Below are 26,496 nucleotides of genomic sequence, written 5' to 3' on the forward strand. Positions count from 1 at the left end.
GCTTTCCTCCGGGCGCTTCCCTTCGGTGTTCCCGACTCTATCAGACCGTTTCCGTATCCGATTCCCTGTCGGGCGGGATTCCTGCTTTTGCCTTTTGGCCTTGCGGCCTTTCGACATTCACTACGTTAACCGACTCCCTCAGGAACTCATAATCGAGAACCTTGAATGCGAATTTCGGCATGCGAAATGCGCACCCCTGGAAGGGGCGAGTTGTAGGTAGTGGTTGGCCGCTTCCGGCTGCTGGCGTTACGCAGTACCCGGTGCAAGCGGCTCGGGCCACGTTACGTACCCGTCACGAGCGAGTCAAGTTCGGCGCTTGCGGGGGGCGTGGGCCCGATACGGGCTGACAGTGGGATCGCCCGTGATCCAGAAGCGCCAGGGGTGGACGCCCCCCTCGCCGGAGACTCCGGTGCGAGGGCCGTTCCTGACCTGGTCGGAGGGTGCGGGGGTGCCATGGAGAAGGGACAGGGGCGCGTCGGGTCCGGCGCAGACGTCCGTACCGTCGAGTGCGCGGTCGATGTCCAGGGCCGTGGCCAGGCGGGCCGGGCCTTTGGCCAGTTCCTTGTCGTTGCGGGCCGAGAATCGACGTTTGCGGGCCAGCTCGGCGCCCTCGACGATCTCCCCCGCGCGCAGCAGGACACCGCTCGCGAAGCCCTCGGGTCCGCAGACCATGTTGAGGCAGTGCCACATGCCGTAGGTGAAGTAGACGTACGCGTGTCCGGGCGGGCCGAACATGACGGCGTTGCGCCGGGTGCGGCCGCGGAAGGCGTGCGAGCCGGGGTCGGCCTCCCCCGCGTATGCCTCGACCTCGGTGAGGCGGACCTCGATCGGGCCGGCCGGGGTGGTGCGTACCAGGGTGCGGCCGAGGAGGTCCGGGGCCACTTCCAGGACGGGGCGGTCGAAGAATCCCCGGGGCAGGGGCGTCCGGTCGGCGGGCGTGATCATGCGCTCCGAGCGTAGTGCAAGGGGGTGGCGCGGTGGGGGTGGCCGGTTCTGGCAGGGTGAGGGAGCGGAACCGGTCACGGCCGTTACGCGTTTCTAAGGATCGAGGATCAACCATCACAGGCGAGGGCCTGGGAAGGAGAGTCATGGGGTTCAAGAAGCTGCTCGCGAGCCTGGGTGCCGGCGGTGCGTCGGTGGAGACGGTGCTCACCGAGATCAATGTCGTCCCGGGTGGAGTGGTGCAGGGCGAGGTCCGCATCCAGGGCGGTTCGGTGAACCAGCAGATCGAGGCCCTGTCGGTGGGGCTCCAGGCCCGGGTCGAGGTCGAGGGCAACGACCAGGAGTACAAGCAGGACATCTCGTTCACCAAGCAGCGGCTGGGCGGGGCCTTCGAGCTCCAGGCCGGCGCGGTGCACGCGGTGCAGTTCGGGCTGGAGATCCCGTGGGAGACCCCGATCACCCACTTCGGCGGTCAGCACCTGCGGGGGATGAACATCGGGGTGACGACCGAGCTGGAGATCGCGCGCGCGGTGGACTCCGGTGACCTGGACCCCATCCAGGTGCACCCGCTGCCCGCGCAGCAGGCGATCCTGGACGCGTTCGCGCAGCTCGGGTTCCGCTTCAAGAACGCGGACATGGAGCGCGGTCACATCCGGGGGACGCGGCAGAAGCTGCCGTTCTACCAGGAGATCGAGTTCCTGCCGCCGCAGCAGTACCACGGGCTGAACCAGGTGGAGCTGAGCTTCGTCGCGGACGACCGCGAGATGGACGTCATCCTGGAGATGGACAAGAAGCCGGGTCTCTTCAGTGAGGGCAGCGACACCTTCCGTTCCTTCAAGGTGGGGCTGCACGACTTCCAGGGGACCGACTGGTCCGCCTATCTGAACCAGTGGCTGTCGGAGGTCGGCGGCAAGCGCAACTGGTTCTAGGCTCGGCGCGCAGCGTTGTCGTCGAACGTACAGAGCCAGGAGGTACCGAGGTGACCGAGTCCGAGTCCAAGAGGCCGCCCCTTCCCCATGACTTCCATCCGCCGGTGCCCTCGTTCACGCTGGTGAGCGAGGACGTCGAGCCGGGCGGGGTACTGAAGGACGCCCAGGTCCACGCCGCCGGGAACACCTCGCCGCAGCTGCGGTGGGAGGGGTTCCCGGAGGGGACGCGCAGTTTCGCGGTGTCGTGCTTCGACCCGGACGCGCCGACGGGCAGCGGGTTCTGGCACTGGACCGTGTTCGACATCCCGGTGTCGGTGACGGAGCTCCCCGCGGGTGCGGGCAGCGGCTCCTTCGTGGGGCTGCCCGCCGGTGCCGTACAGGTGCGCAACGACTACGGGACGAAGGATTTCGGTGGCGCCGCCCCGCCGCCCGGTGACCCCGCCCACCGTTATGTGTTCACGGTGTACGCGGTCGACCAGGAGAAGCTGGGGCCGGACAGTGACGCGTCGCCGGCCGTGGTCGGATTCAATCTGCGGTTCCATACGCTCGCGCGTGCGCGGTTGATCGGTGAGTACGCCGCTCCCGCCGAGAGCTGAGGATTCCGCGAGGAACCACCGAAGTCCGTCGTTCACGCGACGTTTTGCCCGCCTCTGGTCTTGGAAGTGATCAGAGGCGGGCATTTTTGTGCCGGGGCAGGATTCCGGCAGCGCCGCTGGTGTCAGCAGTCCCGGGTACGCGTGGATATTGCGTTGTTCATCTCGGCGCACCCGGCCAGAGTTGATCCCAGCCCGCCAGGGGGGTGGGCCGGTGCGTAGGGGAGGTGGGCTCAATGCGCGACACGTTGGTGCTGAACGCGAGCTTCGAGCCGTTGTCGACGGTGACGCTGAACCGTGCGGTGGTCCTGGTGCTCCAGGACAAGGCCGTCGTCGAGCAGGCCCACCCCGAACTGCTGATGCGGGCGGCCGCCGTGGAGCTTCCGGCGCCGCGGGTGATCAGGTTGTGCCGGTATGTACGCGTGCCGTTCCGAAGACGCGCTCCGTGGTCGAGGCGGGGCGTGCTGGTCCGGGACCGGCACCGGTGCGCGTACTGCGGCCGGCGGGCGACGACCGTGGACCATGTGGTGCCCCGGTCGCAGGGTGGCGCGGACGCCTGGCTGAACACCGTGGCCTCCTGCGCGGAGGACAATCACCGCAAGGCCGACCGGACACCGGAGCAGGCGGGGATGCCGTTGCTCCGGGACCCGTTCGAGCCGACTCCGGCGGACGCGATGCTGCTCGCGCTGGGTCTGGAGGAACAGGACGCGCTGCCCGCGTGGTTGGGGCGCTCCGCCGCTTAGCCGGTGTCCCCGATGGTTCCCGCCGGGCTTGCGGCGTCCGGTCACCGCGCGTCGCCGTTGCCGCGCCCCGCTGGGGGCGCGGCCGTTCGGGCACGCCGTGCGTGTCGAGCCGTACGCGACAGGCCGTACGCGTCAGGCCGTACGCGTTCAGTCCAGCGGAGGGTTCTCTCGGCGTTCCTTGGGGGACTGCTGGGCGCCGCCGCCGAGTCCGCCGAAGTTGCCGAAGGCGCCGGACAGGCCCTTCAGGGCGTCGCCGATCTCGCTGGGGACGATCCAGAGCTTGTTGGCGTCGCCCTCGGCGATCTTCGGGAGCATCTGGAGGTACTGGTATGCCAGGAGCTTCTGGTCGGGGTCGCCCGCGTGGATGGACTCGAAGACCGTGCGGATGGCCTGGGCCTCGCCCTCGGCGCGCAGGGCCGCGGCCTTGGCCTCACCCTCGGCGCGCAGGATCGCGGACTGCTTCTCGCCCTCCGCGGTGAGGATCTGGGACTGCCGGATGCCTTCCGCGGTGAGGATCGCGGCGCGCTTGTCGCGGTCGGCGCGCATCTGCTTCTCCATCGAGTCCTGGATGGAGGTGGGCGGCTCGATCGCCTTCAGCTCGACGCGGTTGACGCGGATGCCCCACTTGCCGGTGGCCTCGTCGAGGACGCCGCGCAGGGCCGCGTTGATCTCCTCGCGGGAGGTGAGGGTGCGCTCCAGGTCCATGCCGCCGATGATGTTGCGCAGGGTGGTGACGGTGAGCTGCTCGATCGCCTGGATGTAGCTGGCGACCTCGTAGGTGGCGGCGCGCGCGTCGGTGACCTGGTAGTAGATGACGGTGTCGATGTTGACCACCAGGTTGTCCTGGGTGATCACGGGCTGCGGCGGGAACGGCACGACCTGCTCGCGGAGGTCGATGCGGTTGCGGATCGAGTCGATGAACGGGACGACGATGTTGAGGCCGGCGTTCAGCGTGCGGGTGTAGCGGCCGAAGCGTTCGACGATGGCCGCGCTCGCCTGCGGGATGACTTGGACGGTCTTGATCAGGGCGATGAAGACCAGCACCACCAGAATGATCAGGACGATGATGATCGGTTCCATCGTGGCTCCCCGTACCCTTCGTACCTCGGTGTTGACGGACGATCGGAGGATTGTCCGGCTACTTGAAGATCTTTCCGGTCGAGTCTGTCAGACGGCCGCCCGGTGCGTGGGGCGTTCCGGTGACCGGATGCCCCCGATCCACCGGATCGTGCGCCCAGGAGCGGCCGTTGGCGGTCCACCGGGCCCGCGGGGGGCCGAGTGAGGCCGGACGGCGGCGGGTTGACGGGGCGTCAGATGACGATGGCCGTCGCGCCTTCGATCTCGACCACGTCGACCTGCTGGCCGACCTCGTACGTCTGTCCGCCGTCGAGCGCGCGGGCCGACCAGATCTCCCCGGCGAGTTTGATCCGGCCGCCGCCGGAGCCGTCGACCCGTTCGGTGACGACGGCCTGTTTGCCGCGCAGCGCGTCGATCCCGGTCGCCTGGTCGGGCCGTCCCGCGCGCTGCCGGGCCGCGATGGGGCGCACCACGGCGATCAGCGCCACCGAGACGACGACGAAGACGATCACCTGAACAACGATGCCTCCGCCGAGCGCGGCGGTCACCGCGCTCGCCACGGCGCCGACGGAGAACATGCCGAACTCCGGCATCGCCGTCACCACGAGCGGAATCCCCAGCGCGACCGCGCCGATCAGCCACCACACCCATGCGTCGATGTCCACATCGTCATGGTAGGACCACGGGGAGTGCCGGGGACAGGGCCCCTATCAGGGCAGATCGGGCGCATCTCGGCGAGCGCGGGGCGTTTGCCGGGTACGGGGGCCGAGGAGGCTCCCGTACCGGCCGGTGGACGTGGGCCGCGGGCCGGTCGGGAGCGTCGCCGCGGGGGCCCGGGTGCGGGTCCCCGCGCGCGGGGTCGGCGGAGTCAGGAGAGGGGCAGTCCGTGGGCCGTCCAGCGGTCGCCGCGCTGTTCGACGACCAGGGGGAGGCCGAAGCAGAGCGAGAGGTTGCGGGAGGTGAGTTCGAGTTCGAGCGGGCCCGCGGCGAGCACCTCGCCCTGACGGATCATCAGGACGTGGGTGAAGCCGGGGGCGATCTCCTCGACATGGTGCGTGACCATGATCATCGACGGGGCGATGGGGTCGCGGGCGAGCCTGCCGAGCCGGCGCACGAGGTCTTCGCGGCCGCCGAGGTCGAGGCCGGCCGCGGGCTCGTCGAGCAGGAGCAGCTCGGGGTCGGTCATCAGCGCGCGGGCGATCAGGGTGCGCTTGCGCTCGCCCTCGGAGAGGGTGCCGAAGCGGCGGTCCAGGTAGTCGCTCATACCGAGGCGGTCGAGGAACGCGCGGGCGCGCCGCTCGTCGATGTCCTCGTAGTCCTCGTGCCAGCCGGCGGTCATGCCGTACGCGGCGGTGAGCACGGTCTGGAGGACGGTCTGGCGCTTGGGGAGCTTCTCCGCCATCGCGACACCGGCGACGCCGATACGGGGGCGCAGCTCGAAGACGTCGACCTTGCCGAGCTGGTCGCCGAGGATGGTGGCCGTGCCCTTGGTGGGGAACACGTAGCTGGAGGCGATGTTCAGCAGCGTGGTCTTGCCGGCGCCGTTGGGGCCGAGGATGACCCAGCGCTCGCCCTCCTTGACCGACCAGGAGACCTGGTCCACCAGTGCCCGGCCCTCGCGGACCACTGATACGTCCACCAGTTCCAGTACATCGCTCATGAGCGCGTTGTCTCCCATGCAGATCGGCCGTCGCGTGCGTCGGTGGACGCAGCCCCCGGACAAAACCTACGCCACGGCTCGTGCGCACGGTTCGCTCGGTCGGTCCTTAGGGTGTTCCCATGCTCTCGGAACCACGATCTGGACGGTTGGCGGCTTGGGGAAATGCCCTGTTGGCCGGTTTTGTTTCGCCGGACGACGCGGCGGAGGCGGTGGTCGGTGAGGACGCCGTCCACCGTGTCGAAGGCGTTCCCGGGGAGTCCGGGCCCATCGGGCTGACCCTGGCGCTGGGGCGGTTGCGGGCTCTCGGGGTGTCCGGGCTGCGGGTGGCGCTGCCGGTGTCGGGGCATCCGCTGGGGCTCAGCGGTCCGCCGGAGTTCAACGCCCGCGCGCTGGAGGCCGAGGAGGCGGTGGTCTGCCAGGGGGCCGCGCTGGGGCTCGTACCGGAGGTCTTCGAGGCGGGTCCGCAGGGCGATGTCCATGTCGAGGTGGTCTGGCACTGTCTGCCGGTGCGGGTGGCGCCGCCCGCGGACGTGCCGTCCCTGAGCGAGGCCGAGCGGGAGCTCGCGGAGGCCCTTCGGGAGGCGACCCGGGTCCTGTCCCGGCTGGACCTCGCGGGGTCGGGGCCCGTCGCGGAGGCGGCGGTCGACGCGTACCGGGCGCGGGCCGAGCGGGGGCGCGAGCTGCTCGCGCCGGGGTACCCGCCGCGCGCGGTACGGGTGTTGGAGCTGGCGCAGCGGGTGGGGGTGCTGGTGTCCGTGGCCGGTGAGTACGAGCACGGGCACGGGGGCGCCGTCAGCGCGGCAGAGCTGGCGGCCCGGGCGGAGGTGCTGCGGCCGGTGGAGCGGACGGCCCGGCGGGCGCAGGTGGCCGCGTACAACGCGTATGTGGAGTCGCGGGAGCGGGGGTAGGGGCATACGCCCCGGGAACGGCCGTGGCCCCCGGATCTCTCCGGGGGCCACGGTCGCGGTGGTGTCAGGTCACTGGTTGACGCCGGCGTTGCCGAACGCCGGGTTCAGCAGACCGATGACGTTGATCGTGTTGCCGACGACGTTCACCGGAACGTTGACGGGCACCTGGACGACGTTGCCCGAGGCGACGCCCGGGGAGTGGGCAGCGACGCCCTCGGCGCCCGCGTCCGCGGCGGCGGAGCCGGCCGCGGCGCCGGCCGCCATGCCTGCGGCGGCGACTGCCAGGACGGCCTTCTTCGCGATCTTCATGGGGTTGTTTCCTCCTGGGTGAGCGTTTCGACCCGGCCGCGGGTCGCACGCTGAGAAACGTGCGCCCCCGGGGGATGACACGGGGGAGCACTCCGATCGGCCCGATCGGAGCAATAGGCCCATGGGCCGACCATCGGACCGGTGCGCCCGGCCGCCGCGGCCGTCTGCCCCGTACCGGGTGCGGTGGAGGTGGCAGTGACAGTGGCGGGCTGGGTGTCGGTGGCCGGTGGGGTGCCGGACGGTGCGGGCCGGGTCCGGGGTGGGCACGCGCGGGCGGCCCCCCGGTGGGGCCGGGGGGCCGGGTCTGCCGGGGTGACCCGTCAGTGGTTGAGGCCGAGGTTGCCGAAGGCCGGGTTCAGCAGGCCGATGACGTTCACGGTGTTGCCGACGGCGTTGACCGGGACATGCACGGGGGCCTGGACGACATTGCCGGAGCCGACGCCCGGGGAGTGGACGGCCTGGCCGTGCGCGTGGGCGCCGCCGGTGGCGGAGGCCATCCCCGCACCGGCGGCGACCAGGCCACCGGCCACCATCGTCACGGCTGCGGCACGCTTCAGGTTCTTCACTTCTGGCTCCTCCTTGGCTCGCCGCGACCGTTCGCCGCGGCACACCATGGAGAACGGCCGGGACTCCCCCCGGATACGCCGTTCGAGTGACATCCACACGATGGTATGAATCTCATTCCGGCGGGAATCCGGCGCCCCTTCGCGCGGTGGCGTGCGCCGGGGCGCGCCCGTGCGGAAGGGTGGCGAAAGAAGCGCTGGTCAGCGGATGGGCTCGGGGCGCGGGGTCAGCCGGCCACTCCGTGCCGGACGGCCCAGAGCGCGGCCTGGGTGCGGTCGGCGAGGTCGAGCTTCATGAGGATGTTCGACACATGGGTCTTGACCGTCTTCTCGGAGAGGACGAGGGCGCGGGCGATCTCGCGGTTGGACCGGCCGTCGGCGATGAGGCCGAGCACCTCGCGTTCGCGTTCGGTGAGCGAGCCCGCGCGGCCGTGGCCGCCGCCGGTGCCCTCCTGGCTGAGCAGGGCGCCCGCGACCTCCGGCTGGAGCAGGACATGTCCGGCGTGGACGGAGCGGATGGCTCCGGCGAGGGCGTCGGGGTCGACGTCCTTGTAGACGTATCCGGCGGCTCCGGCGCGCAGCGCGGGAACGACGGTGCGCTGCTCGGTGAAGCTGGTGACGATGAGGACGCGTGCGGGGTTGGCCAGTTCGCGCAGCCGGCGCAGGGCCTCGACGCCGTCCATGCCGGGCATCTTGACGTCCATCAGGACGACGTCGGGTTTCAGCTCCTCGGCCTGGGCGACCCCCTCGGTGCCGTCGGCGGCCTCGCCGACGACCTCTATGTCGTCCTGTACCTCCAGGAAGGTGCGCAGTCCCCGGCGGACGACCTGGTGGTCGTCCACGAGGAGAACACGGATCATCCTCTTGTCAGCCACCGGGAACCTCCATCGTGATCGTGGTGCCCTCGCCGGGCGCCGATTCCACGGTCAGCCTGCCACCGACGCCCGCGGTGCGGTCACGCATGGACACCAGACCGAGATGGCGTCCCGCGCGGCGTACGGTCCGGGGTTCGAAGCCGCCGCCGTCGTCGCGGATACGCAGGAGGGCGCCCTTGCCCCGGGGGTCGAGGCTGACGTCCACCTGCCCGGCGCCGGAGTGGCGCAGGGCGTTGTGCAGGGCTTCCTGCGAGACGCGCAGCACGGCTTCCTCCTGGGCGGCGGGAAGGGCGCGCGGCAGATAGCCGCTGTAGGTGACGCGCGCGGAGTGGGCGCGGTCGAGGACCTGGACATGGGTGCGGAGCGTGGCCACGAGGCCGTCCTCGTCGAGGGCGGCGGGGCGCAGCTCCACGACGGCGGCGCGCAGTTCCTCGACGGCCTCGGCGGCCAGGGCGGCGACCTGGGTCAGCTCGCCCTTGGCGCGGACGGGGTCACGGTCGACGAGGGCGGCGGCGGCCTGGGCGGTGAGACGCAGGGAGAAGAGCTTCTGGCTGACGGCGTCGTGCAGTTCGTGGGCGAGGCGGGAGCGTTCCTCGGCGATGGTGAGCTCGCGGCTGCGTTCGTAGAGGCGGGCGTTGGTGAGGGCGATGGCGGCGTGCTGCGCGAGGATCGTGAGGAGGTCCTCGTCCTCCTGGGTGAAGCCGCAGGTGTTGTGCGGCTTGGGGCAGTTCTTGTTGGCGAGGAAGAGGGCGCCCATGATCTCGTCGCCGTCCCTGATCGGCATGCCGAGGAAGTCGGACATGTCGGGGTGGGAGGCGGGCCAGCCCTCGAAGCGGGGGTCGCGGCGGACATCGGCGAGACGCTCGGTCCGCGCGTCCCTGAGCATCGCGGCGAGGATGCCGTGCTGTCTGGGGAGGGGGCCGATGGCGCGCCACTGCTCGTCGCTCACGCCGTCGACGACGAACTGGGCGAAGCCCCCGTGGTCGTCGGGGACGCCGAGCGCGGCGTACTGCGCGTCGAGCAGGTCGCGGGCGGAGGCCACGATCGTCTTGAGGACGTCGCGTACCTCCAGGTGCCTGCTCATCGCCAGCAGCGCGGTGCTGACCGCGGCGAGGCCGGATCGTGGGCCGTGACTCATGCTTTCACCGTACCGGCGGGGGGTGACACTGCGTATCGGTCCGCTGGTCGGGGCGGGGTAGGCCGAGCGGACTAGGGCCAAGGGACCCGGGGTCTGCGCCCGGCGTCCGAGGCGGGCGGGGCGGGCGGGTTCCTACGTTTGGGGGTGCCGCGCCCTATGTGCGGCGGACCGTCCCGCCGTAGGGCAGGAGCCGGCTGTACGGCGGGGCGGTCGGGCTTCGGACGGGGACCAGAACAGGGAAGGGGACCGACTGCCATGCCGGTGGCGATCATCACGGGGGCGTCCAAGGGACTGGGGCGGGCGCTGGCGCTGGCGCTGGCCCGGCGGGGCTGGGACCTGGTGCTGGACGCGCGGACCGCCGGGGTGCTGGAGCGGACGGCGGACGATGTGCGCACGCACGGTACGCGGGTGACGGCGCTGCCGGGGAGTGTGACGGACGGGGCGCACCGGGCGGAGCTGGTGGCCGCCGCGCGGGCGCTGGGCGGGCTCGATCTGCTGGTGAACAACGCGAGTGTGCTGGGCGCCGAGCCGCTGGTGCGGCTGGAGGCGCAGCCGCTGGACGGGCTGCGGCACGCCCTGGAGGTGAATGTGGTGGCCGCGCTGGGGCTGGTCCAGGAGGCGCTTCCGCTGCTGCGGCGGGCGCCGCGGGGGACGGTGCTGGCGCTGAGCTCGGAGGCGGCGGCGGAGCCGTTCGAGACGTGGGGCGGTTACGGGGCGTCGAAGGCCGCGCTGGACCATCTGGCGGCGGTGCTGGCGGTGGAGGAGCCGGGGCTGCGGGTGTGGGCGGTCGATCCGGGGGACATGCGGACGGATCTGTACCGGGCGGCGGAGCCGGCGGAGGACGAGTCGGGGCGTCCGCTGCCGGAGCAGGTGGTGCCCGCGTTCCTGCGGTTGCTGGACGAGCGTCCGGCCAGTGGGCGGTACGCGGCACCCGGGCTGCTGGAACCGAGGTGACCGTCGGCAGGGGCGCGGCGCCGGTGTTCCGGGTGCCGGACGGGCTGCCCGCGCGGCTGCCGGTGGAACGGCGGGGCGGGGGCGCGGGCCGGGACGCGGTGCGGTTGCTGGTGTCGCGGGGCCCGGAGGTGTCGGGTCATATGTTCCGGGAGCTGCCCGCGCTGCTGCGGGCGGGTGACGTGCTGGTGGTGAACACCTCGCCGACGCTGGCCGCCGCGGTGGACGGCGAGGTGGGCCGCGCGCGCGTGGTGGTGCATTTCTCGGTGTGCGGGGACGACGGCCGGTGGGCCGTCGAGTTGCGGGAACCGGACGGGACGGGCACCACGCGCGCGCGTGCGGGCTCGCGTGTGGATACAGCGGTACGGCTGCCGGGCGGCGCGCGGCTGGTACTGGAGGAGTCCGCGGGCGGCGGGGACCGGCTGTGGTGGGCGCGGCTGGTGGCCGGTGCGGCGGGGCGGGCGGCGGGTACGGGGGTGCCTGAGCTGTTGCGGCGGTACGGGCGGCCGGTCCGGTACGCGTACACGGAGCGGGATCAGCCGCTGTCGGCGTACCGGACGGTGTTCGCGTTGCGGTCGGACGACGGTTCGGGCAGTGCGGAGATGCCGGCCGCGGGGCGGCCCTTCACGGCGCGGGTGGTCACGGACCTGGTGCGGCGGGGGGTGCAGTTCGCGCCGGTCCGGCTGGACCGGGGGGTGGCGCCGCCGGAGGCGGTCGGTCCTCCCCCGGCGGAGCGTTTCGGCGTGCCGGAGGCGTCGGCGCGGCTCATCAATGCCGCGCGGGCGGGCGGCGGCCGGGTCATCGCGGTGGGGGCGACGGCGGTGCGGGCCGTGGAGTCGGCGGTGGAGCCCCTGGGGGCGTCCACCGGGGCGGGGGCCCCGGAGGGGGTGTCCGGGGGCGTGAGGCTCGGCCAGGGGGCCGGGGCGCGGGGTGCGGCGGACCCCACTCCCCGGGACGGCGGGGCGGCGGGGGCGCCCGCGGTGGTCCGGGCGGCGCGGGGATGGACGGATCTGGTGGTGGCCCCCGGGCGCGGGGCGCGGGTGGTGGACGGGCTGCTGACCGGGCTGCACGGGCCGCGGGCGCCGCAGCGGGCGCTGCTGCGGGCACTGGCCGGTGAGCGGGCCGTGGCCCGCGCGTACGAGGAGGCGCTGCACGGCCTCTACCTGTGGCACGAGTTCGGGGACGTGCATCTCGTCCTGCCGACGGAGAACCCTCACGGTGAGCGTTGCTCCAGCAACTCAAGGTGAGATCGGGGTAAGGGCGATGTGAGCCCCGGCATAGGACGCACGTCACGTACGAAGGTCCCTAGTGGTCGGATAAAGGCCATGTGAACGGGACGGGTGCCCGATTCGGGGCCTTCACCGGCCCCCCTGATCCACTATCCGGCTTCGTACGTCACATGATTGCCACGCGATTTTGCGGCCGCTAACAATGGCTGCCGTCGCTCGACGCCGCGGGAGTCTGCCCGCGGCGTTTGTGTCGGAAACACCTGTCCCCTGCCGGGCCCGAGCGACCTCCGCTACTCGAAGAGGTCCCACTGCCATGCCGAAGAACAGCAACTCCTCCGGTGACAGTCGCCTGAAGCTGACCCGGACGCACAAGTACTCGATCGCCGGTGTCGCCACCCTCAGTGCCGCGGCCCTCGCGTTCACCCTGATCCCGTCCGGCGGCTCCGAGGCCCCGGTGACCGAGGCCGCCGCCCCCGCGGCCTTCCAGAAGCAGCAGAAGCTCCAGGACGTCAGCACGGACGTCACCGGGCAGCGTGCCGTGGCCGACCAGAAGGCCAAGGCCGCCGCCGACCGTCTGAAGGCGCAGAAGGACCAGCGCGCCGCCGAGGCGAAGCAGGCCGTCGACAAGACGAAGACCGAGCGTGCCGCCGAGGCGAAGGCCGACGCCGAGCAGTCCCGTCAGCAGCCGACCTCCGCGAGCCGCGCCGCCGCCCGCACCGTGTCGTACGCGAACAACCTGGACGGCTGGATCCGCGAGTCCCTCGACGTCATGAAGAAGAACGACATCCCGGGTTCGTACAACGGGCTGTACCGCAACATCATCCGTGAGTCGAGCGGCAACCCGCGCGCGATCAACCTGTGGGACATCAACGCCCGCAACGGCATCCCCTCGAAGGGGCTGCTCCAGGTGATCCCGCCGACGTTCAGCTCGTACCACGTGTCCGGTACGCCGTTCGACATCTACCACCCGGTCTCCAACATCACCGCCGCCGCCAACTACGCGGCCGACCGGTACGGCTCGATCGACAACGTCTTCGGCGCCTACTGAGCCCGGCCGGGACCTCCGGAGCTCCACGCCGGCACGACGAAGGGCGGCACCCGCGCGGGTGCCGCCCTCGGCGTCTCTCGTGGGGCCGGCCGTCCGGTGGGTCGCCCTCCGCGGCCGTCCCGGGTCGGTCGGTGACCTACTTGCGCATGACCTCCGGCTCGTGGCGCCGCAGGAAGTGGGCCACCAGAAGGCCGCACAGCGCCCCGAGGAGCAGCAGGACCCCCATGTCCAGCAGCCAGGTCCCGGCGGTGTGGTCCCACAGCGGGTCGGTGTTGCCGGGGTCGTCGGTGTTCGGGGTGACGACATTGAGGTTCAGCGTGGCGCCCGCCGCCGCGACGGCCCAGCGGGACGGCATCAAATAGGACAGCTCGTTGACACCGACAGCGCCGTTCAGGGTGAACAGGCAGCCCGTGAAGACGATCTGGACGATCGCGAACATCACGAGCAGCGGCATGGTCTTCTCGGCCGTCTTGACCAGCGCGGAGATGATCAGACCGAACATCATCGAGGTGAAGCCGAGCGCCATGACCGGCAGACACAGCTCCAGCAGGGTGAACCCGCCGAGGACGACCCCCTCCTCCGGGATGTCACGCATCGTGAAGCCGATACCGCCCACGATCGCGCCCTGGAGCACGGTGATCATCCCGAGCACGACGACCTTGGACATCAGATACGCCGACCGGGACAGACCGGTGGCCCGCTCCCGTTCGTAGATGACCCGTTCCTTGATCAGCTCACGGACGGAGTTCGCGGCGCCCGCGAAGCAGGCGCCGACGGCGAGGATCAGCAGGACCGTGGTGGCGGTGCCGTTCGGGGTGATGGTGCCGTCCGCGTCCGGCAGATTGGGCAGCATGGCCTGGTCGGGCTTGATCAGCAGACTGACCGCGCCCAGGACCGCCGGCAGGATCAGCATCAGGGCGATGAAGCCCTTGTCCGAGGCGATCACCGTGACATAGCGGCGGATCAGGGTGAGCAGCTGTGAGCCCCAGCTCTGCGGCTTCGGCGGGCGCACCGTCTGCGGGGACGGCGGCTGCACCGACTGCGGGGCCACGGCGTCGATGTCCGCGGCGTACATCTGGTAGTGCTGCGAGCCCTTCCAGCGGCCCGCCCAGTCGTAGTCGCGGTAGTTCTCGAAGGCGGAGAACACATCGGCCCAGCTGCTGTAGCCGAAGAAGTTCAGGGCCTCCTCGGGCGGGCCGAAGTAGGCGACGGACCCGCCGGGCGCCATCACCAGCAGCTTGTCGCAGAGCGCCAGCTCGGCCACCGAGTGGGTGACCACCAGGACCGTGCGCCCGTCGTCCGCGAGCCCGCGCAGCAGCTGCATCACATCGCGGTCCATGCCCGGGTCGAGACCCGAGGTCGGCTCGTCCAGGAAGATCAGCGACGGCTTGGTCAGCAGCTCCAGCGCCACCGACACCCGCTTGCGCTGGCCGCCGGACAGGGAGCTGACCCGCTTCTCCTTGTGGATGTCCAGCTTCAGCTCGCGCAGCACCTCACCGATGCGCTGCTCGCGCTCCTGCTCGCTGGTGTCCGCGGGGAAGCGCAGCTTCGCCGCGTACTTCAGCGCCTTCCGGACGGTCAGCTCCTTGTGCAGGATGTCGTCCTGCGGGACCAGTCCGATGCGCTGACGCAGCTCGGCGAACTGCTTGTACAGGTTCCGGTTGTCGTACAGGACATCGCCCCGGTCGGCGGGGCGGTAGCCGGTGAGCGCCTTGAGCAGCGTCGACTTGCCGGAGCCGGACGGGCCGATGACGGCGATCAGGGACTTCTCCGGGACGCCGAAGGACACGTCCTTGAGGATCTGCTTGCCGCCGTCGACGGTGACCGTCAGATGGCGGGCCGAGAAGGAGATCTCGCCGGTGTCGACGAACTCCTCCAGCCGGCCGTCGACCAGGCGGAACGTCGAGTGGCCGACACCGACGATGTCGGTCGGGCCGAGCAGGACGGTGCCGCCCTTGGCGATCGGCATACCGTTGAGGTAGGTGCCGTTGTGGGACCCGAGGTCCCGCATCTGGAACCGGCCGTCGGGGGTGGCGTGGAACTCGGCGTGGTGGCGGGAGACCTGGAGGTCGGAGACGACCAGCTCGTTCTCCAGCGCACGGCCGATCCGCATGACCCGGCCGAGGGCGAGCTGGTGGAAGGTGGTGGGGCTGCGGTCGCCGTACACCGGCGGCGCGCCCGCCGCACCGGCCCCGCCGGGCCCCTGCTGCCGCGGTACCTGCTGGGCGGGCGGCTGCTGGGCGGGCTGCTGCTGCCAGTCCTGGGCGCCCGGGGCCTGCTGCGGCTGCTGTCCCGGCCACGCCTGCTGCTGCGCGGACGCGCCCTGCTGAGGGGCGGCCTGCTGGTGCGCGGCGGCCGGGGCGCCGGCGGTCCGCAGATCGATCCGCGGGCCGTCGTTGCCGTTGCCGAGGTGGACGGCCGCTCCGGGGCCGATGTCCGCCTGATGGATCCGATGGCCCTGCACAAAGGTGCCGTTGGTGCTGCCGTGGTCCTCGACGACCCACGTCCGGCCGTTCCAGCTGATCGTGGCGTGCCGCCAGGAGACCCTGGCGTCGTCGAGCACGATGTCCCCCTGCGGATCACGTCCGAGGGTCAACGGCCTGGACGGGTCGAGCGTCCAGGTCCGTCCGTTCACTTCCACTACGAGTTCCGGCACTCCATGCCCCACTGCTGTGTCCCCCGATTAGTCCCCCGTCATGGGGAGTTTAGGGATGGCGAACAATGTGGGGAACTATTTCAGGCTCAGCCCTCTATTCGAAAGTCGGGCCATCGGACCGGGGCCCGGCGGACGGTCCGACCGGGGCCGGGCGGGCGGTCGGACGGGTGCCGGGGGACGGTCGGGCGGGGCCTCGGGTGCGGGCACCGATACGGGACGCGGGGTGCGGGCGGGGCACGCGGTGCGCGGCGGGAGGTGCGGCTGTCCGGCAACCGGACCGCTCGCGCGTCCGGCGGGGGCGCCGGATACCGTGGAAGCACCATGAGCGCTTCGCAGACCTCAGACGTTCCCACTCTCCTGGTCAAGATCTTCGGCAGGGACCGCCCCGGTCTCACAGCGGGGCTCTTCGACACCCTCGCCGCCTACTCCGTCGACGTGGTCGACATCGAGCAGGTCGTCACCCGGGGCCGCATCACCCTGTGCGCCCTCGTCACCGAGCCGCCCCACGGGCTCGCGGGCGATCTGCGGGTGACCGTCCACGGCTGGGCCCAGTCCATGAAGATGCAGGCCGAGATCATCTCCGGCCACGGTGACAACCGCCCGCGCGGTGTCGGCCGCTCCCTCGTGACCGTCCTCGGCCACCCGCTCACCGCGGAGTCGACGGCGGGCATAGCGTCCAGGATCACCGCGGTCGGCGGCAACATCGACCGGATCTTCCGCCTCGCCAAGTATCCGGTGACGGCCGTCGAATTCGCGGTGTCCGGTGCGAGTACCGAGGCCCTGCGCACGGAGCTGGCGACCGCGTCCGCCGCGCTCGGCGTGGACATCGCGGTGGTGTCGGCGGGGCTGCACCGCCGGGCGCAGCGGCTGGTGGTGATGGACGTCGACTCGACCCTGATCCAGGACGAGGTCATCGAGCTGTTCGCGGCGCACGCCGGCTGCGAGGAGCAGGTCGCGGAGGTCACGGCCGCGGCGATGGGCGGGGAGCTGGACTTCGAGCAGTCGCTGCACGCGCGGGTGGCGCTGCTGGCGGGGCTCGACGCGTCGGTGGTGGAGAAGGTCCGCAGCGAGGTGCGGCTGACGCCGGGTGCCCGGACCCTGATCCGTACGCTCAAGCGGCTCGGCTACCAGGTGGGGGTCGTGTCGGGCGGGTTCACCCAGGTCACGGACGACCTCAAGGAGCGCCTCGGACTCGACTTCGCGCAGGCCAACACGCTGGAGATAGTGGACGGCAAGCTGACCGGGCGGGTCACCGGCGAGATCGTCGACCGGGCGGGCAAGGCGCGGCTGCTGCGGAGGTTCGCGGCGGAGGCCGGGGTGCCGTTGTCCCAGACGGTGGCGATCGGGGACGGGGCGAACGACCTCGACATGCTGAACGCGGCCGGGCTCGGGGTGGCGTTCAACGCGAAGCCCGTGGTACGGGAGGCGGCGCATACGGCGGTGAACGTGCCGTTCCTCGACACGGTGCTGTATCTGCTCGGGGTGACGCGGGACGAGGTCGAGGCGGCGGACATCCACGACGAGGACTCCGTCCAGGTTTGAGGTGTCTTCCCCCGGCGGGTCGCCTTCGCTCGCGCCCCGGGGTTTCCTGTGCGGGGCGTGCTTGTCCCTGTGTCGTCGCTCGTGGGGTGCGCAGTTCCCCGCGGGTCGCCTTCGCTCGCGCCTCCGGGTGCCTGTGCTGGGCGTACTTGTTCCCGCACAGGTCGTTCGTGGGTGCGCAGTTCCCCGCGCCCCTGAGGACGTGCCGCTTCCGGTTCCCGTTCGGGTGCGGGTGCGGGTGGCCCTTGGTTGCTCGCGCAGTTCCCCGCGCCCCTGGATGCTGCCCCATTGCGGTTGCTCTTCGGGTGCGGGGCTGTCCTCGTTTTTGCGCAGTTCCCCGCGCCCCTTCGGGGGCGCCTCTTGAGGCTGTCGGTCGGGTGCGGGGCCGGCACCGACCCGAAGAACAAGCAGATGGCGCCCCGACAGGGGCGCGGGGAACCGCGCGAAACGAGAACCGGCCCGCACCCGGGCAGCAACAGCACGAGGCACCCACCTGGGGGCCGCTCAGCCGCAGGTACGGACGGGGTGGGTCAGGGGGTCCGGCCGGGGGCCCAGTACCCCGTGAGGGTGGCCGACTCGGGTTCCAGGGTCTTCCAGGAACCCGTGAACGTGAGCACCGAGAACGCGGAGGTCGGGAAACCCCGCCCCGCGAGCCGCTCCGCGGCGTCACCCTCGGCGGAGCCGGCGAGCACCTGGGTGAGCCCCTGCGCCCCAGGATTGTGGCCGATCAGGAGAACGTTCCGCGCCTCGTCGGGGGTCTCGTTCAGCAGGGTGATCAGCTCACCCGGCGACGCCTCGTAGATCCGCTCCTCGTAGACCGTCCGCGGTCGATGCGGGAGCTCGTGGACCGCCAGCTTCCAGGTCTCGCGGGTACGGACCGCGGTGGAACAGAGGGCCAGGTCGAAGGAGATTCCGGTGTCGGCGAGCCTGCGTCCGGCGACGGGGGCGTCCTGCCGTCCGCGCTCGGCCAGCGGGCGCTCGTGGTCGGCGACGTCGGGCCAGTCGGCCTTGGCGTGCCGGAAAACGACGATCCTGCGGGGTTCTGCGACGCTCATGTGTTCCAGCTTCGCATGAAACCTGTTACCGGGCGCAGGGAGTTGACCGGCCGTTCCCCACGGTTTCCGGGGGTGCCACGAGGGCTATCGGGCCAGCAGGTCCCTGACGCGCTCCAGCAGCTGGGTGGCGCCCGGCTCGGCGGTCGCGGCCTGGGCCTCGGCGGGGTTGAGGATCAGCCCGAGGAGGATCACGAAGGCGGCGGCGGGCAGCAGCAGGGCCCACCAGGGCAGCCGGATCCCGGCGCGGGGCGTGGACACGGGGCTGGATGTCCGGGCGTACGGTCGGACCGGCATGACGCCTCCGTGGATCCTCGACGGTCGGTCGGCCGCAGGTCCGCGGCCATGGTTCGACAGTACGGAGCGCGGCGTGCTCAACCCATCCGGAGATCCACCCACTTGACCCTGACCCTGGCCCCCTAGGGGACAGGGGGGCTACCCCCACCCCCGGGCAGATCCCGGGGGCCGGGGCGGCCGGGGTTCCGGGTCAGGGGGACGCGATCGTGGCGATGACGCCGATGACTACGGTGATGGCCAGCATGGCGCTGAAGACGAGCACCAGCTTCTTCTGGCCGTTCTGGGGGTTCGGGTCGAGAACAGGCATGGGCCCAGTCTCGCACCGGACCGGCGCGGGCTCCCTCCGGGGGTCGCCCCCGCGACTCCCCAGGAGAGGGTCAGCCCTTGGCCGCCGCCAGCTCGGACTCGACCGTGCGGTTGCGTCCGGCGAGCACACCCATCGTGATCTGGGGGATCATCAGGCCCGCCATCAGGGCGATCGGCAGCCCCCAGCCACCGCTGTGCTGGTAGAGCACACCGACGAGCAGCGGACCGGGGATCGACAGCAGATATCCCGCGCTCTGCGCGAACGCGGACAGCTTGACCACTCCGGCGGCGGTGCGGGCCCGCATCCCGACCATGGTCAGGGCGAGCGGGAAGGCGCAGTTGGCGATCCCGAGGAGGAGGGCCCAGGCCCAGGCGCCGGAGGCGGGGGCGAGGTACAGCCCGGCGTATCCGGCGAGCCCGCAGACGCCCAGTACGGCGACGATCGGGCCCTGGTGGGGCAGTCGGGTGGCGATCCGGGGGATGACGAACGCGAGCGGTACGCCCATGGCCATGGTGACGGCGAGCAGCAGCCCGGCCGTACCGGCGGGGACGCCCGCGTCGCGGAAGATCTGCGGCATCCAGCCCATGGTGATGTACGCGGCGGTGGCCTGGAGGCCGAAGAATCCGGCGAGGGCCCAGGCGGTGCGGCTGCGGGTGATCCGCAGCCCGTCCGACGCGGGCGCGGCGGCGGCCGTCCGTCCGGTACGGGGCTCCCCCGTACGGCCCCGCTCGCGGACCAGCGGCAGCCAGGGCACGACGGCCGCCACGGCGAGCGCGCCCCACAGGGCGAGTCCGGTGCGCCAGCTGCCGCCGAGCGCGTCGGTCAGGGGGACGGTCACGGCGGCGGCGCCCGCGGTGCCCAGCGACAGCGCCATGGAGTAGAGGCCGGTCATGGAGCCGACCCGGTCGGGGAACCAGCGCTTGACGATCACCGGCATGAGGACGTTGCTGACCGCGATGCCCATCAGCGCGAGGGCGCTGGCGGCCAGGAATCCGGCGGTGCCGCCCAGGAAGGGGCGGATCGCGACCCCGAGCGCGACCGCGGCCATGCCCGCGCAGACCACGGCGGCGGGCCCGAAGCGGCGGGCGAGGCGCGGGGCCATGATCCCGAACACGGCGAAGCACAGGGGCGGGACGGAGGTGAGGAGTCCGGCGAGGCTGCCGCTCATACCGAGGCCCACCCGTACCTCTTCGAGGAGGGCGCCGAAGCTGGTGATGGCGGGGCGGAGGTTCAGCGCGGCGAGGACGATGCCGATGATCATCAGCCGGACGGTCCAGCGCCGTGCGGCGGGAGCCTGGCCCGTGCGCGGGTCCGGACCGGTGGGGACGAGCGGTTCGCCGCCCGGGGCCGGGGCAGCGCCGGGGCGCGGGGCGACGGGTGTCCCGGCGGACCGCGGACGCGTCCCGGTGGTCGGGGCGGTCACGGAACCGGCCGTGGAGCTGCTCGTGGGGATGTCCTCGCTCTGCATGACACCCATCATAGAATCATGGGATGATTGGTCGTTCCGTTGCCTGCCTCACAACACCGAGCGAAGGACCGACGCCGTATGCCGCTCAGCCATCCCAGACGATCGGCCCTGTCCGAGCAGGTCATCGCGGCGTTGCGGGCGCAGATCACCTCGGGTGAGTGGTCGGTGGGCTCCCGTATCCCGACCGAGCCGGAGCTGGTCGAGCAGCTCGGTGTGGCGCGGAACACCGTCCGGGAGGCCGTCCGGGCGCTCGCGCACAACGGTCTGCTGGACATCCGGCAGGGCTCCGGTACGTATGTGGTGGCGACCAGCGAGCTGGCCGGGGTGATGCAGCGCAGGTTCGCGGACGCCGACCCCCTGCACATCGCCGAGCTGCGCTCCACGCTGGAGTCCAGCGCGGCCCGGCTGGCCGCGCAGCGCCGTACGGAGCGTGACCTCGGGCAGCTCGACGCGCTGCTGGCGCGCCGTGAGGAGGCCTGGGGTTCCGGGGACACGGAGCGGTTCGTGACCGCCGACGCGACCTTTCATCTGGCGGTCGTCGCCGCGTCCCACAACGATGTGCTGACGGCGATGTACGCGGACCTCGGCGAGGTGCTGCGCGACCGCTTGCGGGAGGGTGTGGGCGCGGAGCTGACGCCGGACGCCCATATGGACCACGCGCGGCTGGTGGACGCCGTGCGGGCCGGTGACCAGGAGACGGCCGCCGCCGAGGCCGCCGCGTACGCCCTGAAGTGCTGGCATCGCACCCACGGCACGGCCCCGGCACCCGGCACGGGGCGGTCGGCACGCTGATCGGCACGGCTACGACCGGCCGGTCGGCCGGTCCGTCTGTCAGACCGGTCCGTCCGTCACACCCGCTGCTCGGTGACCCACACCGACGCGATGCCCTCCCAGCAGCGGCCCGTGAGCCGTACCGTCCCGGCCGGACCCACCTCGACGGGGCTGCCGTCGACGTCGATGTCCCACCACTGGACGCACTCGATGTGCAGGCTGACCCGGTAGACGGCCGGGTAGGGGTTGTGGCAGTACGTGACGGCCTCGGCGCCCTCGACACTGGTACGGCACTCGGCGCCGGACCGGCCGAAGTCGCCCTCGGCGCGGGTGGACCGTTCGGGCCCGGGATCGGGGTCGATCCCGCCCGGGACGGCGCCCGCGGGCAGCGAGGTCAGGAAGATGAGTACGGCGAGCAGCGGGACGAATCCATGTGACAAGCGCACAAGGGAACCTCCTCGGCTGTACGGCGACGCACGGTGAGGTGTGCCGCGGCTGCACCACAAGGGAAGCACCGCGTCTTGGGCGGGACACGGGAACGCGTGTTCCAGCCTGCCCCGTTCGGCCCCCCGTCCGCCTGCGCTGCTGACCCGAACGGGCGACGCCCCGTCCCCGCGCGGTGCGGGAACGGGGCGTCGTCGGTGACACCGGAGGGCCGGGCGAGGGGCCGGCCGGGTGGTTCAGGCGCCGATGGCGTGCAGCCCGCCGTCGACGTGGATGATCTCGCCGGTGGTCTTCGGGAACCAGTCGGACAGCAGGGCGACGACGCCCTTGCCCGCGGGCTCCGGGTCCTTCAGGTCCCACTCCAGCGGGGAGCGGCTGTCCCACACCTTCGCCAGGTCCTCGAAGCCGGGGATGGACTTGGCGGCCATCGAACCGATCGGACCGGCCGAGACGAGGTTGCAGCGGATCTGCTGCTTGCCCAGTTCACGGGCCATGTAGCGGCTGGTGGCCTCCAGGGCCGCCTTGGCGGGGCCCATCCAGTCGTACTGCGGCCAGGCGTACTGCGCGTCGAAGGTCAGACCGACGACGGAGCCGCCGTCGCGCATCAGCGGCAGGCACGCCATGGTCAGCGACTTCAGCGAGAACGCCGACACGTGCATGGCGGTGGCGACGGACTCGAAGGGGGTGTTGAGGAAGTTGCCGCCGAGGGCGTCCTGGGGGGCGAAGCCGACGGAGTGCACGACCCCGTCGAGCCCGCCCAGCTCCTGGCCGACCACGTCCGCGAGGCGCCCCAGGTGCTCGTCGTTGGTGACGTCGAGCTCGATGACCTTGGTCGGCTTGGGGAGCTTCTTCGCGATGCGCTCGGTGAGGGTGGGGCGCGGGAAGGCCGTGAGGATGATCTCGGCGCCCTGCTCCTGCGCGATACGCGCGGTGTGGAAGGCGATGGACGACTCCAGCAGCACCCCGGTGATGAGGACGCGCTTGCCGTCGAGGATTCCGCTCATGCTGATCAGTGACCCATTCCCAGTCCGCCGTCAACCGGGATGACGGCTCCAGTGATGTACGAGGCGTCGTCCGACGCGAGGAACCGCACCGTGGCGGCGATCTCCTCGGGCCGCGCGTAACGGCCGAGCGGCACCTGCTTGACGATGCCCGCGCGCTGCTCCTCGCTGAGCACCTGCGTCATGTCGGTGTCGACGAAGCCGGGCGCGACGACGTTGAAGGTGATGTTGCGGGAGCCGAGCTCCCGCGCGAGGGAGCGGGCGAAGCCGACGAGGCCGGCCTTGGAGGCGGCGTAGTTGGCCTGCCCCGCGGAGCCCATCAGCCCGACGACGGAGGAGATCAGGACGACACGGCCCTTCTTGGCGCGCAGCATCGCCCGGTTGGCACGCTTCACGACCCGGAACGTGCCGGTGAGGTTGGTGTCGAGGACGGAGGTGAAGTCCTCCTCGGACATCCGCATCAGGAGCTGGTCCTTGGTGACCCCGGCGTTGGCGATCAGCACCTCGACCGGGCCGTGCTCGGCCTCGATCTCCTTGTACGCCCGCTCCACCTGCTCGGTGTCGGTGATGTCGCACTTGACGGCGAGGAAGCCCTGGGCCGTGAGGGCCTCGGGGTCACCCGAGCGGTATGTGATCGCGACCTTGTCGCCGGCCTCGGCGAACGCGCGGGCGATGGCGAGGCCGATGCCCCGGTTTCCTCCGGTGACGAGAACCGAGCGGCTCAACGGATCACCCTTTCGATAGCGGTCTGCTGACGCGGTGGTCCCGGCCGCCGCCGGTGGCGGCGGGTCCTGGTGACCGACCCTTCGAAAACCTATCGGTACCGTCCCGCACGGAGAGAATCGGCCACCGACAGCGACGGGGAGGGCCCGCTGTCGGGACCCTACAGAACGGCACCGTCCGGTACCCGCCAGGAGGTGGCCTTCGGGACCCCCGTCGGACATGATCGGGGCGGGCCGGTCGGCGGGGACGGCGGCCCGTCCCGTCCGTCCCGCGGAGTGCTCCGGCCGTCCGCCCGCACCACACCCTCACGCCCCTCGGGAGATCCTCCGTGCCACATTCGATCGACGAAGCCTTCACGGCGCTGCCCTTGCGGGCACTCGCCGACGCGGCGCTCGCGCGGGCCCGCTCGCTGGGGGCCGAGCACGCGGACTTCCGGCTGGAGCGGGTGCGCAGCGCGTCCTGGCGGCTGCGGGACGCCAAGCCGTCGGGGTCCTCGGACACCACGGACCTGGGCTACGCGGTCCGGGTCGTGCACGGCGGTACCTGGGGGTTCGCGTCGGGGGTGGACCTGACGATGGACGCGGCGGCCAGGGTGGCTTCCCAGGCGGTGGCGATGGCGAAGCTGTCGGCGCGGGTCATCGAGGCGGCCGGGTCGGACGAGCGGGTGGAGCTGGCCGGGGAGCCGGTGCACGCCGACCGGACATGGGTGTCGGCGTACGAGGTGGACCCGTTCGCGGTGCCGGACGAACAGAAGGCGGGGCTGCTCGCCGAGTGGAGCGCGAAGCTGCTGGCCGCGAAGGGGGTGAGCCATGTGGACGCGGCCCTGACCACCGTCCACGAGAACAAGTTCTACGCGGACACGGCGGGCACGGTCACCACCCAGCAGCGGGTCCGGCTGCATCCGGAGTTCACGGCGGTCGCGGTGGACGAGTCGACGGGCGAGTTCGACTCGATGCGGACGCTGGCGCCCCCGGCCGGACGTGGCTGGGAGTATCTGACCGGGGACCACTGGGACTGGGCGGGTGAGCTGGAGACCATCCCCGAGCTGCTCGCCGAGAAGATGCTCGCGCCGAGCGTCGAGGCCGGGCTGTACGACCTGGTCGTCGACCCGTCGAACCTGTGGCTGACGATCCATGAGTCGATCGGGCACGCCACCGAGCTGGACCGGGCGCTCGGCTACGAGGCGGCGTACGCGGGCACGTCCTTCGCGACGTTCGACCGGCTGGGCAAGCTGCGGTACGGCTCCGAGATCATGAACGTGACCGGTGACCGCACCGCCGAGCACGGGCTGGCGACGATCGGCTACGACGACGAGGGGGTGGCCGCGCAGTCCTGGGACCTGGTCAGGGGCGGCACCCTGGTGGGCTACCAGCTGGACCGCCGGATCGCCCGGCTGACCGGTTTCAAGCGGTCCAACGGCTGCGCGTACGCCGACTCCCCCGGGCATGTCCCGGTGCAGCGGATGGCGAACGTGTCGCTGCGGCCGGACCCGGCGGGCATGTCGACGGAGGACCTGATCGGCGGGGTGGAGCGGGGCGTCTACGTGGTCGGGGACCGGTCCTGGTCGATCGACATGCAGCGGTACAACTTCCAGTTCACCGGGCAGCGCTTCTTCCGTATCGAGAACGGCAGGCTCGCCGGGCAGCTGCGCGATGTGGCGTACCAGGCGACGACCACCGACTTCTGGGGCTCGATGACCGCGGTCGGCGGCCCCCAGACCTATGTCCTCGGTGGCGCCTTCAACTGCGGCAAGGCCCAGCCGGGCCAGGTCGCGGCGGTCTCCCACGGCTGCCCCTCCGCGCTCTTCCGCGGTGTGAACATCCTCAACACCACGCAGGAGGCAGGGCGATGAGCGGGCGCAAGGGGCGGCTGGGGAAGCCGCACGAGCTGGTGGAGCGGGCGCTGGAGCTGTCCCGGGCGGACGGCTGTGTCGTCATCGCGGACGAGCACTCCACCGCGAACCTGCGGTGGGCGGGCAACGCCCTGACCACCAACGGGGTCACCCGGGGCCGCACCCTCACCGTGATCGCGACGGTGGACGGGGCGCGGGGCACGGCGTCCGGGGTGGTGTCCCGGTCGGCGGTCACCGCCGCCGATCTGGAGCCGCTGGTGCGGGCCGCCGAGGAGGCCGCGCGGAGCGCCGGGGGCGCGGCCGAGGACGCGCAGCCGCTGGTGTCGGGGCAGGCGCACTCCCCTGGCTTCACGGACGCCCCGCACGAGACCTCGTCCGCGGTGTTCGCGGACTTCGCCCCGGCGCTCGGTGAGGCCTTCGCGACGGCCCGCGCGGGCGGCCGGGAACTGTACGGTTTCGCCAACCACGAGCAGGTGTCGAGCTATCTCGGCACCTCGACGGGGCTGCGGCTGCGGCACGACCAGCCGATGGGGACGCTGGAGCTGAACGCCAAGTCGCCGGACCGTACCCGGTCGGCGTGGGCGGGCCGGTCGACCCGGGACTTCACCGATGTGGACCCGCGGGAGACGGACACCGACCTGGCGCGGCGTCTCGGCTGGGCGAAGCGGCGGATCGCGCTGCCCGCGGGCCGCTACGAGACGCTGCTGCCGCCCACCGCCGTGGCCGATCTGCTGATCTACCAGTACTGGTCGGCGGCGGGCCGGGACGCGGCCGAGGGGCGCACGGTGTTCTCGACGCCGGGCGGCGGCACCAGGGTGGGCGAGAAACTGGCCGGACTGCCGCTGACGCTGCGCAGCGACCCCCATGAGCCGGGGCTGGAGACGGCGCCGTTCGTGCTGGCCCACTCCTCCGGCGGTGACTCGTCGGTGTTCGACAACGGGCTGCCGCTCACGGCGACCGACTGGATCAGCGAGGGGTCGCTGTCCCGGCTGGTGACCACCCGGCACAGCGCGGAGCTGACCGGGCTGCCGGTCGCCCCGGCGATCGGGAACCTGATCCTGGACGGCGGTGCGGACCGCTCGCTGGACGAGATGGTCGCCTCGACCGGCCGGGGCCTGCTGCTGACCTGCCTGTGGTACATCCGCGAGGTCGATCCGGCGACGCTGCTGCTGACCGGGCTGACCCGGGACGGCGTGTACCTGGTGGAGGACGGCGAGGTCGTCGGGGAGGTCAACAACTTCCGCTTCAACGAGTCGCCGGTGAATCTGCTGGGGCGGGCCGTCGAGGCCGGACGGACCGAAAAGACGTTGCCCAGGGAATGGAGCGATTGGTTCACTCGGGCGGCGATGCCCGCGCTGCGCGTGCCGGACTTCAACATGAGCTCGGTGAGCCAGGGGGTCTGACCCCCGAAGCTAGACTGA

27 protein-coding genes are annotated in these 26,496 nt (G+C 71.7%); 11 read left to right on the forward strand and 16 right to left on the reverse strand.

All coding sequences use genetic code 11. The features are described from left to right. Positions 1-303: 303 nt before the first annotated feature. Positions 304-945: a DNA-3-methyladenine glycosylase gene (locus AB852_RS20305; RefSeq protein ID WP_073790572.1), complete on the reverse strand. Its 642-nt coding sequence runs from the start codon at positions 943-945 to the stop codon at positions 304-306. A gap of 143 nt (positions 946-1,088) precedes the next feature. On the opposite strand from AB852_RS20305, the gene AB852_RS20310 reads away from it, so the two are divergent. The 3 genes from AB852_RS20310 to AB852_RS20320 all read left to right on the forward strand — a co-directional run bounded on the left by AB852_RS20310 (position 1,089) and on the right by AB852_RS20320 (position 3,207). Next, entirely contained in the window at positions 1,089-1,871 is a 783-nt protein-coding gene (locus AB852_RS20310) for a sporulation protein (RefSeq protein WP_073790574.1), read from the forward strand. A gap of 50 nt (positions 1,872-1,921) precedes the next feature. Then, on the forward strand, positions 1,922-2,467 hold the full coding sequence (locus AB852_RS20315; RefSeq protein WP_073790576.1) for a YbhB/YbcL family Raf kinase inhibitor-like protein: 546 nt from the start codon (positions 1,922-1,924) through the stop codon (positions 2,465-2,467). Between the two features lie 233 nt (positions 2,468-2,700). Continuing rightward, positions 2,701-3,207 (forward strand): HNH endonuclease, encoded by a 507-nt coding sequence (locus AB852_RS20320; RefSeq protein ID WP_073790578.1) that lies wholly within the window; start codon positions 2,701-2,703, stop codon positions 3,205-3,207. Between the two features lie 147 nt (positions 3,208-3,354). On the opposite strand, the gene AB852_RS20325 is transcribed toward AB852_RS20320, so the two are convergent. The 3 genes from AB852_RS20325 to AB852_RS20335 all read right to left on the reverse strand — a co-directional run bounded on the left by AB852_RS20325 (position 3,355) and on the right by AB852_RS20335 (position 5,944). Beyond that, positions 3,355-4,287 carry an SPFH domain-containing protein gene (locus tag AB852_RS20325; RefSeq protein WP_073790580.1) on the reverse strand — a complete coding sequence of 311 codons (933 nt, stop codon included), beginning with the start codon at positions 4,285-4,287 and terminating at the stop codon, positions 3,355-3,357. Positions 4,288-4,517: 230 nt separating this feature from the next. Further along, on the reverse strand, positions 4,518-4,949 hold the full coding sequence (locus AB852_RS20330) for an NfeD family protein (RefSeq protein ID WP_073790582.1): 432 nt from the start codon (positions 4,947-4,949) through the stop codon (positions 4,518-4,520). 203 nt (positions 4,950-5,152) lie between these two features. Next, positions 5,153-5,944: an ABC transporter ATP-binding protein gene (locus AB852_RS20335; protein WP_073790584.1), complete on the reverse strand. Its 792-nt coding sequence runs from the start codon at positions 5,942-5,944 to the stop codon at positions 5,153-5,155. Between the two features lie 119 nt (positions 5,945-6,063). Here AB852_RS20335 and AB852_RS20340 point away from each other — a divergent pair, with 119 nt between their 5' ends. Further along, positions 6,064-6,852, forward strand: coding sequence for a hypothetical protein (locus tag AB852_RS20340; protein WP_073790586.1), 789 nt, complete (start codon positions 6,064-6,066; stop codon positions 6,850-6,852). A gap of 69 nt (positions 6,853-6,921) precedes the next feature. Here AB852_RS20340 and AB852_RS20345 read toward each other — a convergent pair whose 3' ends face one another. The 4 genes from AB852_RS20345 to AB852_RS20360 all read right to left on the reverse strand — a co-directional run bounded on the left by AB852_RS20345 (position 6,922) and on the right by AB852_RS20360 (position 9,737). After that, positions 6,922-7,161, reverse strand: a complete 240-nt coding sequence (locus tag AB852_RS20345) for a chaplin family protein (RefSeq protein ID WP_073790588.1) — start codon at positions 7,159-7,161, stop codon at positions 6,922-6,924. A gap of 320 nt (positions 7,162-7,481) precedes the next feature. Then, positions 7,482-7,727, reverse strand: coding sequence for a chaplin ChpE (gene chpE, locus AB852_RS20350; protein WP_073790590.1), 246 nt, complete (start codon positions 7,725-7,727; stop codon positions 7,482-7,484). Between the two features lie 224 nt (positions 7,728-7,951). Further along, positions 7,952-8,584 carry a response regulator gene (locus AB852_RS20355; protein ID WP_073791566.1) on the reverse strand — a complete coding sequence of 211 codons (633 nt, stop codon included), beginning with the start codon at positions 8,582-8,584 and terminating at the stop codon, positions 7,952-7,954. 7 nt (positions 8,585-8,591) lie between these two features. Then, positions 8,592-9,737 (reverse strand): GAF domain-containing sensor histidine kinase, encoded by a 1,146-nt coding sequence (locus tag AB852_RS20360; RefSeq protein WP_073790592.1) that lies wholly within the window; start codon positions 9,735-9,737, stop codon positions 8,592-8,594. A 255-nt stretch (positions 9,738-9,992) separates the two neighbouring features. Between AB852_RS20360 and AB852_RS20365 the strand changes: the two genes are divergently transcribed. The 3 genes from AB852_RS20365 (at position 9,993) to AB852_RS20375 (ending at position 12,965) form a co-directional block, all read left to right on the forward strand. Beyond that, the gene (locus AB852_RS20365) at positions 9,993-10,691 is read left to right on the forward strand and encodes an SDR family NAD(P)-dependent oxidoreductase (RefSeq protein WP_073790594.1); all 699 of its coding nucleotides are present in this window, start codon (positions 9,993-9,995) and stop codon (positions 10,689-10,691) included. After that, positions 10,688-11,935: an S-adenosylmethionine:tRNA ribosyltransferase-isomerase gene (locus tag AB852_RS20370; RefSeq protein WP_073790596.1), complete on the forward strand. Its 1,248-nt coding sequence runs from the start codon at positions 10,688-10,690 to the stop codon at positions 11,933-11,935. The genes AB852_RS20365 and AB852_RS20370 overlap by 4 nt, the downstream gene beginning before the upstream one ends. 295 nt (positions 11,936-12,230) lie before the next feature. Next, complete coding sequence (locus AB852_RS20375; protein WP_073790598.1) at positions 12,231-12,965, forward strand: transglycosylase SLT domain-containing protein; 735 nt, start codon at positions 12,231-12,233, stop codon at positions 12,963-12,965. Between the two features lie 136 nt (positions 12,966-13,101). On the opposite strand, the gene AB852_RS20380 is transcribed toward AB852_RS20375, so the two are convergent. Continuing rightward, entirely contained in the window at positions 13,102-15,621 is a 2,520-nt protein-coding gene (locus AB852_RS20380) for an ABC transporter ATP-binding protein/permease (RefSeq protein ID WP_073790600.1), read from the reverse strand. A 321-nt stretch (positions 15,622-15,942) separates the two neighbouring features. Here AB852_RS20380 and serB point away from each other — a divergent pair, with 321 nt between their 5' ends. Further along, the gene (serB, locus tag AB852_RS20385; protein WP_073790602.1) at positions 15,943-17,163 is read left to right on the forward strand and encodes a phosphoserine phosphatase SerB; all 1,221 of its coding nucleotides are present in this window, start codon (positions 15,943-15,945) and stop codon (positions 17,161-17,163) included. A 527-nt stretch (positions 17,164-17,690) separates the two neighbouring features. On the opposite strand, the gene AB852_RS20390 is transcribed toward serB, so the two are convergent. The 4 genes from AB852_RS20390 to AB852_RS20400 form a co-directional block, all read right to left on the reverse strand. After that, on the reverse strand, positions 17,691-18,215 hold the full coding sequence (locus AB852_RS20390) for a SixA phosphatase family protein (protein WP_073790604.1): 525 nt from the start codon (positions 18,213-18,215) through the stop codon (positions 17,691-17,693). Positions 18,216-18,299: 84 nt separating this feature from the next. Continuing rightward, on the reverse strand, positions 18,300-18,509 hold the full coding sequence (locus tag AB852_RS20395) for a hypothetical protein (protein ID WP_073790606.1): 210 nt from the start codon (positions 18,507-18,509) through the stop codon (positions 18,300-18,302). Positions 18,510-18,699: 190 nt separating this feature from the next. Beyond that, positions 18,700-18,816 (reverse strand): SGM_5486 family transporter-associated protein, encoded by a 117-nt coding sequence (locus AB852_RS41380; RefSeq protein ID WP_099279381.1) that lies wholly within the window; start codon positions 18,814-18,816, stop codon positions 18,700-18,702. Between the two features lie 70 nt (positions 18,817-18,886). Continuing rightward, complete coding sequence (locus AB852_RS20400; RefSeq protein ID WP_079184842.1) at positions 18,887-20,284, reverse strand: CynX/NimT family MFS transporter; 1,398 nt, start codon at positions 20,282-20,284, stop codon at positions 18,887-18,889. A gap of 78 nt (positions 20,285-20,362) precedes the next feature. Between AB852_RS20400 and AB852_RS20405 the strand changes: the two genes are divergently transcribed. Further along, the gene (locus AB852_RS20405) at positions 20,363-21,076 is read left to right on the forward strand and encodes a FadR/GntR family transcriptional regulator (RefSeq protein ID WP_073790610.1); all 714 of its coding nucleotides are present in this window, start codon (positions 20,363-20,365) and stop codon (positions 21,074-21,076) included. A gap of 56 nt (positions 21,077-21,132) precedes the next feature. Here AB852_RS20405 and AB852_RS20410 read toward each other — a convergent pair whose 3' ends face one another. The 3 genes from AB852_RS20410 to fabG all read right to left on the reverse strand — a co-directional run bounded on the left by AB852_RS20410 (position 21,133) and on the right by fabG (position 23,225). Further along, entirely contained in the window at positions 21,133-21,501 is a 369-nt protein-coding gene (locus AB852_RS20410) for a hypothetical protein (protein ID WP_073790612.1), read from the reverse strand. 234 nt (positions 21,502-21,735) lie between these two features. Then, positions 21,736-22,503, reverse strand: coding sequence for an enoyl-ACP reductase FabI (gene fabI, locus AB852_RS20415; protein ID WP_073790614.1), 768 nt, complete (start codon positions 22,501-22,503; stop codon positions 21,736-21,738). A gap of 5 nt (positions 22,504-22,508) precedes the next feature. Beyond that, a complete protein-coding gene (gene fabG, locus AB852_RS20420) occupies positions 22,509-23,225 on the reverse strand; it encodes a 3-oxoacyl-[acyl-carrier-protein] reductase (protein ID WP_073790616.1) in 717 nt (238 codons plus the stop codon). A 326-nt stretch (positions 23,226-23,551) separates the two neighbouring features. Here fabG and AB852_RS20425 point away from each other — a divergent pair, with 326 nt between their 5' ends. Both AB852_RS20425 and AB852_RS20430 read left to right on the forward strand, forming a co-directional pair. Then, a complete protein-coding gene (locus AB852_RS20425; protein ID WP_073790618.1) occupies positions 23,552-25,075 on the forward strand; it encodes a TldD/PmbA family protein in 1,524 nt (507 codons plus the stop codon). Beyond that, positions 25,072-26,478 (forward strand): metallopeptidase TldD-related protein, encoded by a 1,407-nt coding sequence (locus AB852_RS20430; RefSeq protein ID WP_073790620.1) that lies wholly within the window; start codon positions 25,072-25,074, stop codon positions 26,476-26,478. Before AB852_RS20425 ends, AB852_RS20430 begins: the two co-directional genes overlap by 4 nt. Positions 26,479-26,496 lie beyond the last annotated feature (18 nt).

Source organism: Streptomyces uncialis (assembly GCF_001905345.1).
Lineage (GTDB): Bacteria > Actinomycetota > Actinomycetes > Streptomycetales > Streptomycetaceae > Streptomyces > Streptomyces uncialis.

Excerpts from the sequence above, each read along its gene's own strand:
- AB852_RS20305 (WP_073790572.1), bottom strand. The coding sequence starts at position 945 with ATGATCACGCCCGCCGACCGGACGCCCCTGCCCCGGGGATTCTTCGAC.
- AB852_RS20310 (WP_073790574.1), top strand. The coding sequence starts at position 1,089 with ATGGGGTTCAAGAAGCTGCTCGCGAGCCTGGGTGCCGGCGGTGCGTCG.
- AB852_RS20320 (WP_073790578.1), top strand. The coding sequence starts at position 2,701 with ATGCGCGACACGTTGGTGCTGAACGCGAGCTTCGAGCCGTTGTCGACG.
- AB852_RS20325 (WP_073790580.1), bottom strand. The coding sequence starts at position 4,287 with ATGGAACCGATCATCATCGTCCTGATCATTCTGGTGGTGCTGGTCTTC.
- AB852_RS20335 (WP_073790584.1), bottom strand. The coding sequence starts at position 5,944 with ATGAGCGATGTACTGGAACTGGTGGACGTATCAGTGGTCCGCGAGGGC.
- AB852_RS20340 (WP_073790586.1), top strand. The coding sequence starts at position 6,064 with ATGCTCTCGGAACCACGATCTGGACGGTTGGCGGCTTGGGGAAATGCC.
- AB852_RS20345 (WP_073790588.1), bottom strand. The coding sequence starts at position 7,161 with ATGAAGATCGCGAAGAAGGCCGTCCTGGCAGTCGCCGCCGCAGGCATG.
- AB852_RS20355 (WP_073791566.1), bottom strand. The coding sequence starts at position 8,584 with ATGATCCGTGTTCTCCTCGTGGACGACCACCAGGTCGTCCGCCGGGGA.
- AB852_RS20360 (WP_073790592.1), bottom strand. The coding sequence starts at position 9,737 with ATGAGTCACGGCCCACGATCCGGCCTCGCCGCGGTCAGCACCGCGCTG.
- AB852_RS20365 (WP_073790594.1), top strand. The coding sequence starts at position 9,993 with ATGCCGGTGGCGATCATCACGGGGGCGTCCAAGGGACTGGGGCGGGCG.
- AB852_RS20375 (WP_073790598.1), top strand. The coding sequence starts at position 12,231 with ATGCCGAAGAACAGCAACTCCTCCGGTGACAGTCGCCTGAAGCTGACC.
- serB (WP_073790602.1), top strand. The coding sequence starts at position 15,943 with ATGAGCGCTTCGCAGACCTCAGACGTTCCCACTCTCCTGGTCAAGATC.
- AB852_RS20390 (WP_073790604.1), bottom strand. The coding sequence starts at position 18,215 with ATGAGCGTCGCAGAACCCCGCAGGATCGTCGTTTTCCGGCACGCCAAG.
- AB852_RS20395 (WP_073790606.1), bottom strand. The coding sequence starts at position 18,509 with ATGCCGGTCCGACCGTACGCCCGGACATCCAGCCCCGTGTCCACGCCC.
- AB852_RS41380 (WP_099279381.1), bottom strand. The coding sequence starts at position 18,816 with ATGCCTGTTCTCGACCCGAACCCCCAGAACGGCCAGAAGAAGCTGGTG.
- AB852_RS20400 (WP_079184842.1), bottom strand. The coding sequence starts at position 20,284 with ATGCAGAGCGAGGACATCCCCACGAGCAGCTCCACGGCCGGTTCCGTG.
- AB852_RS20405 (WP_073790610.1), top strand. The coding sequence starts at position 20,363 with ATGCCGCTCAGCCATCCCAGACGATCGGCCCTGTCCGAGCAGGTCATC.
- fabI (WP_073790614.1), bottom strand. The coding sequence starts at position 22,503 with ATGAGCGGAATCCTCGACGGCAAGCGCGTCCTCATCACCGGGGTGCTG.
- AB852_RS20430 (WP_073790620.1), top strand. The coding sequence starts at position 25,072 with ATGAGCGGGCGCAAGGGGCGGCTGGGGAAGCCGCACGAGCTGGTGGAG.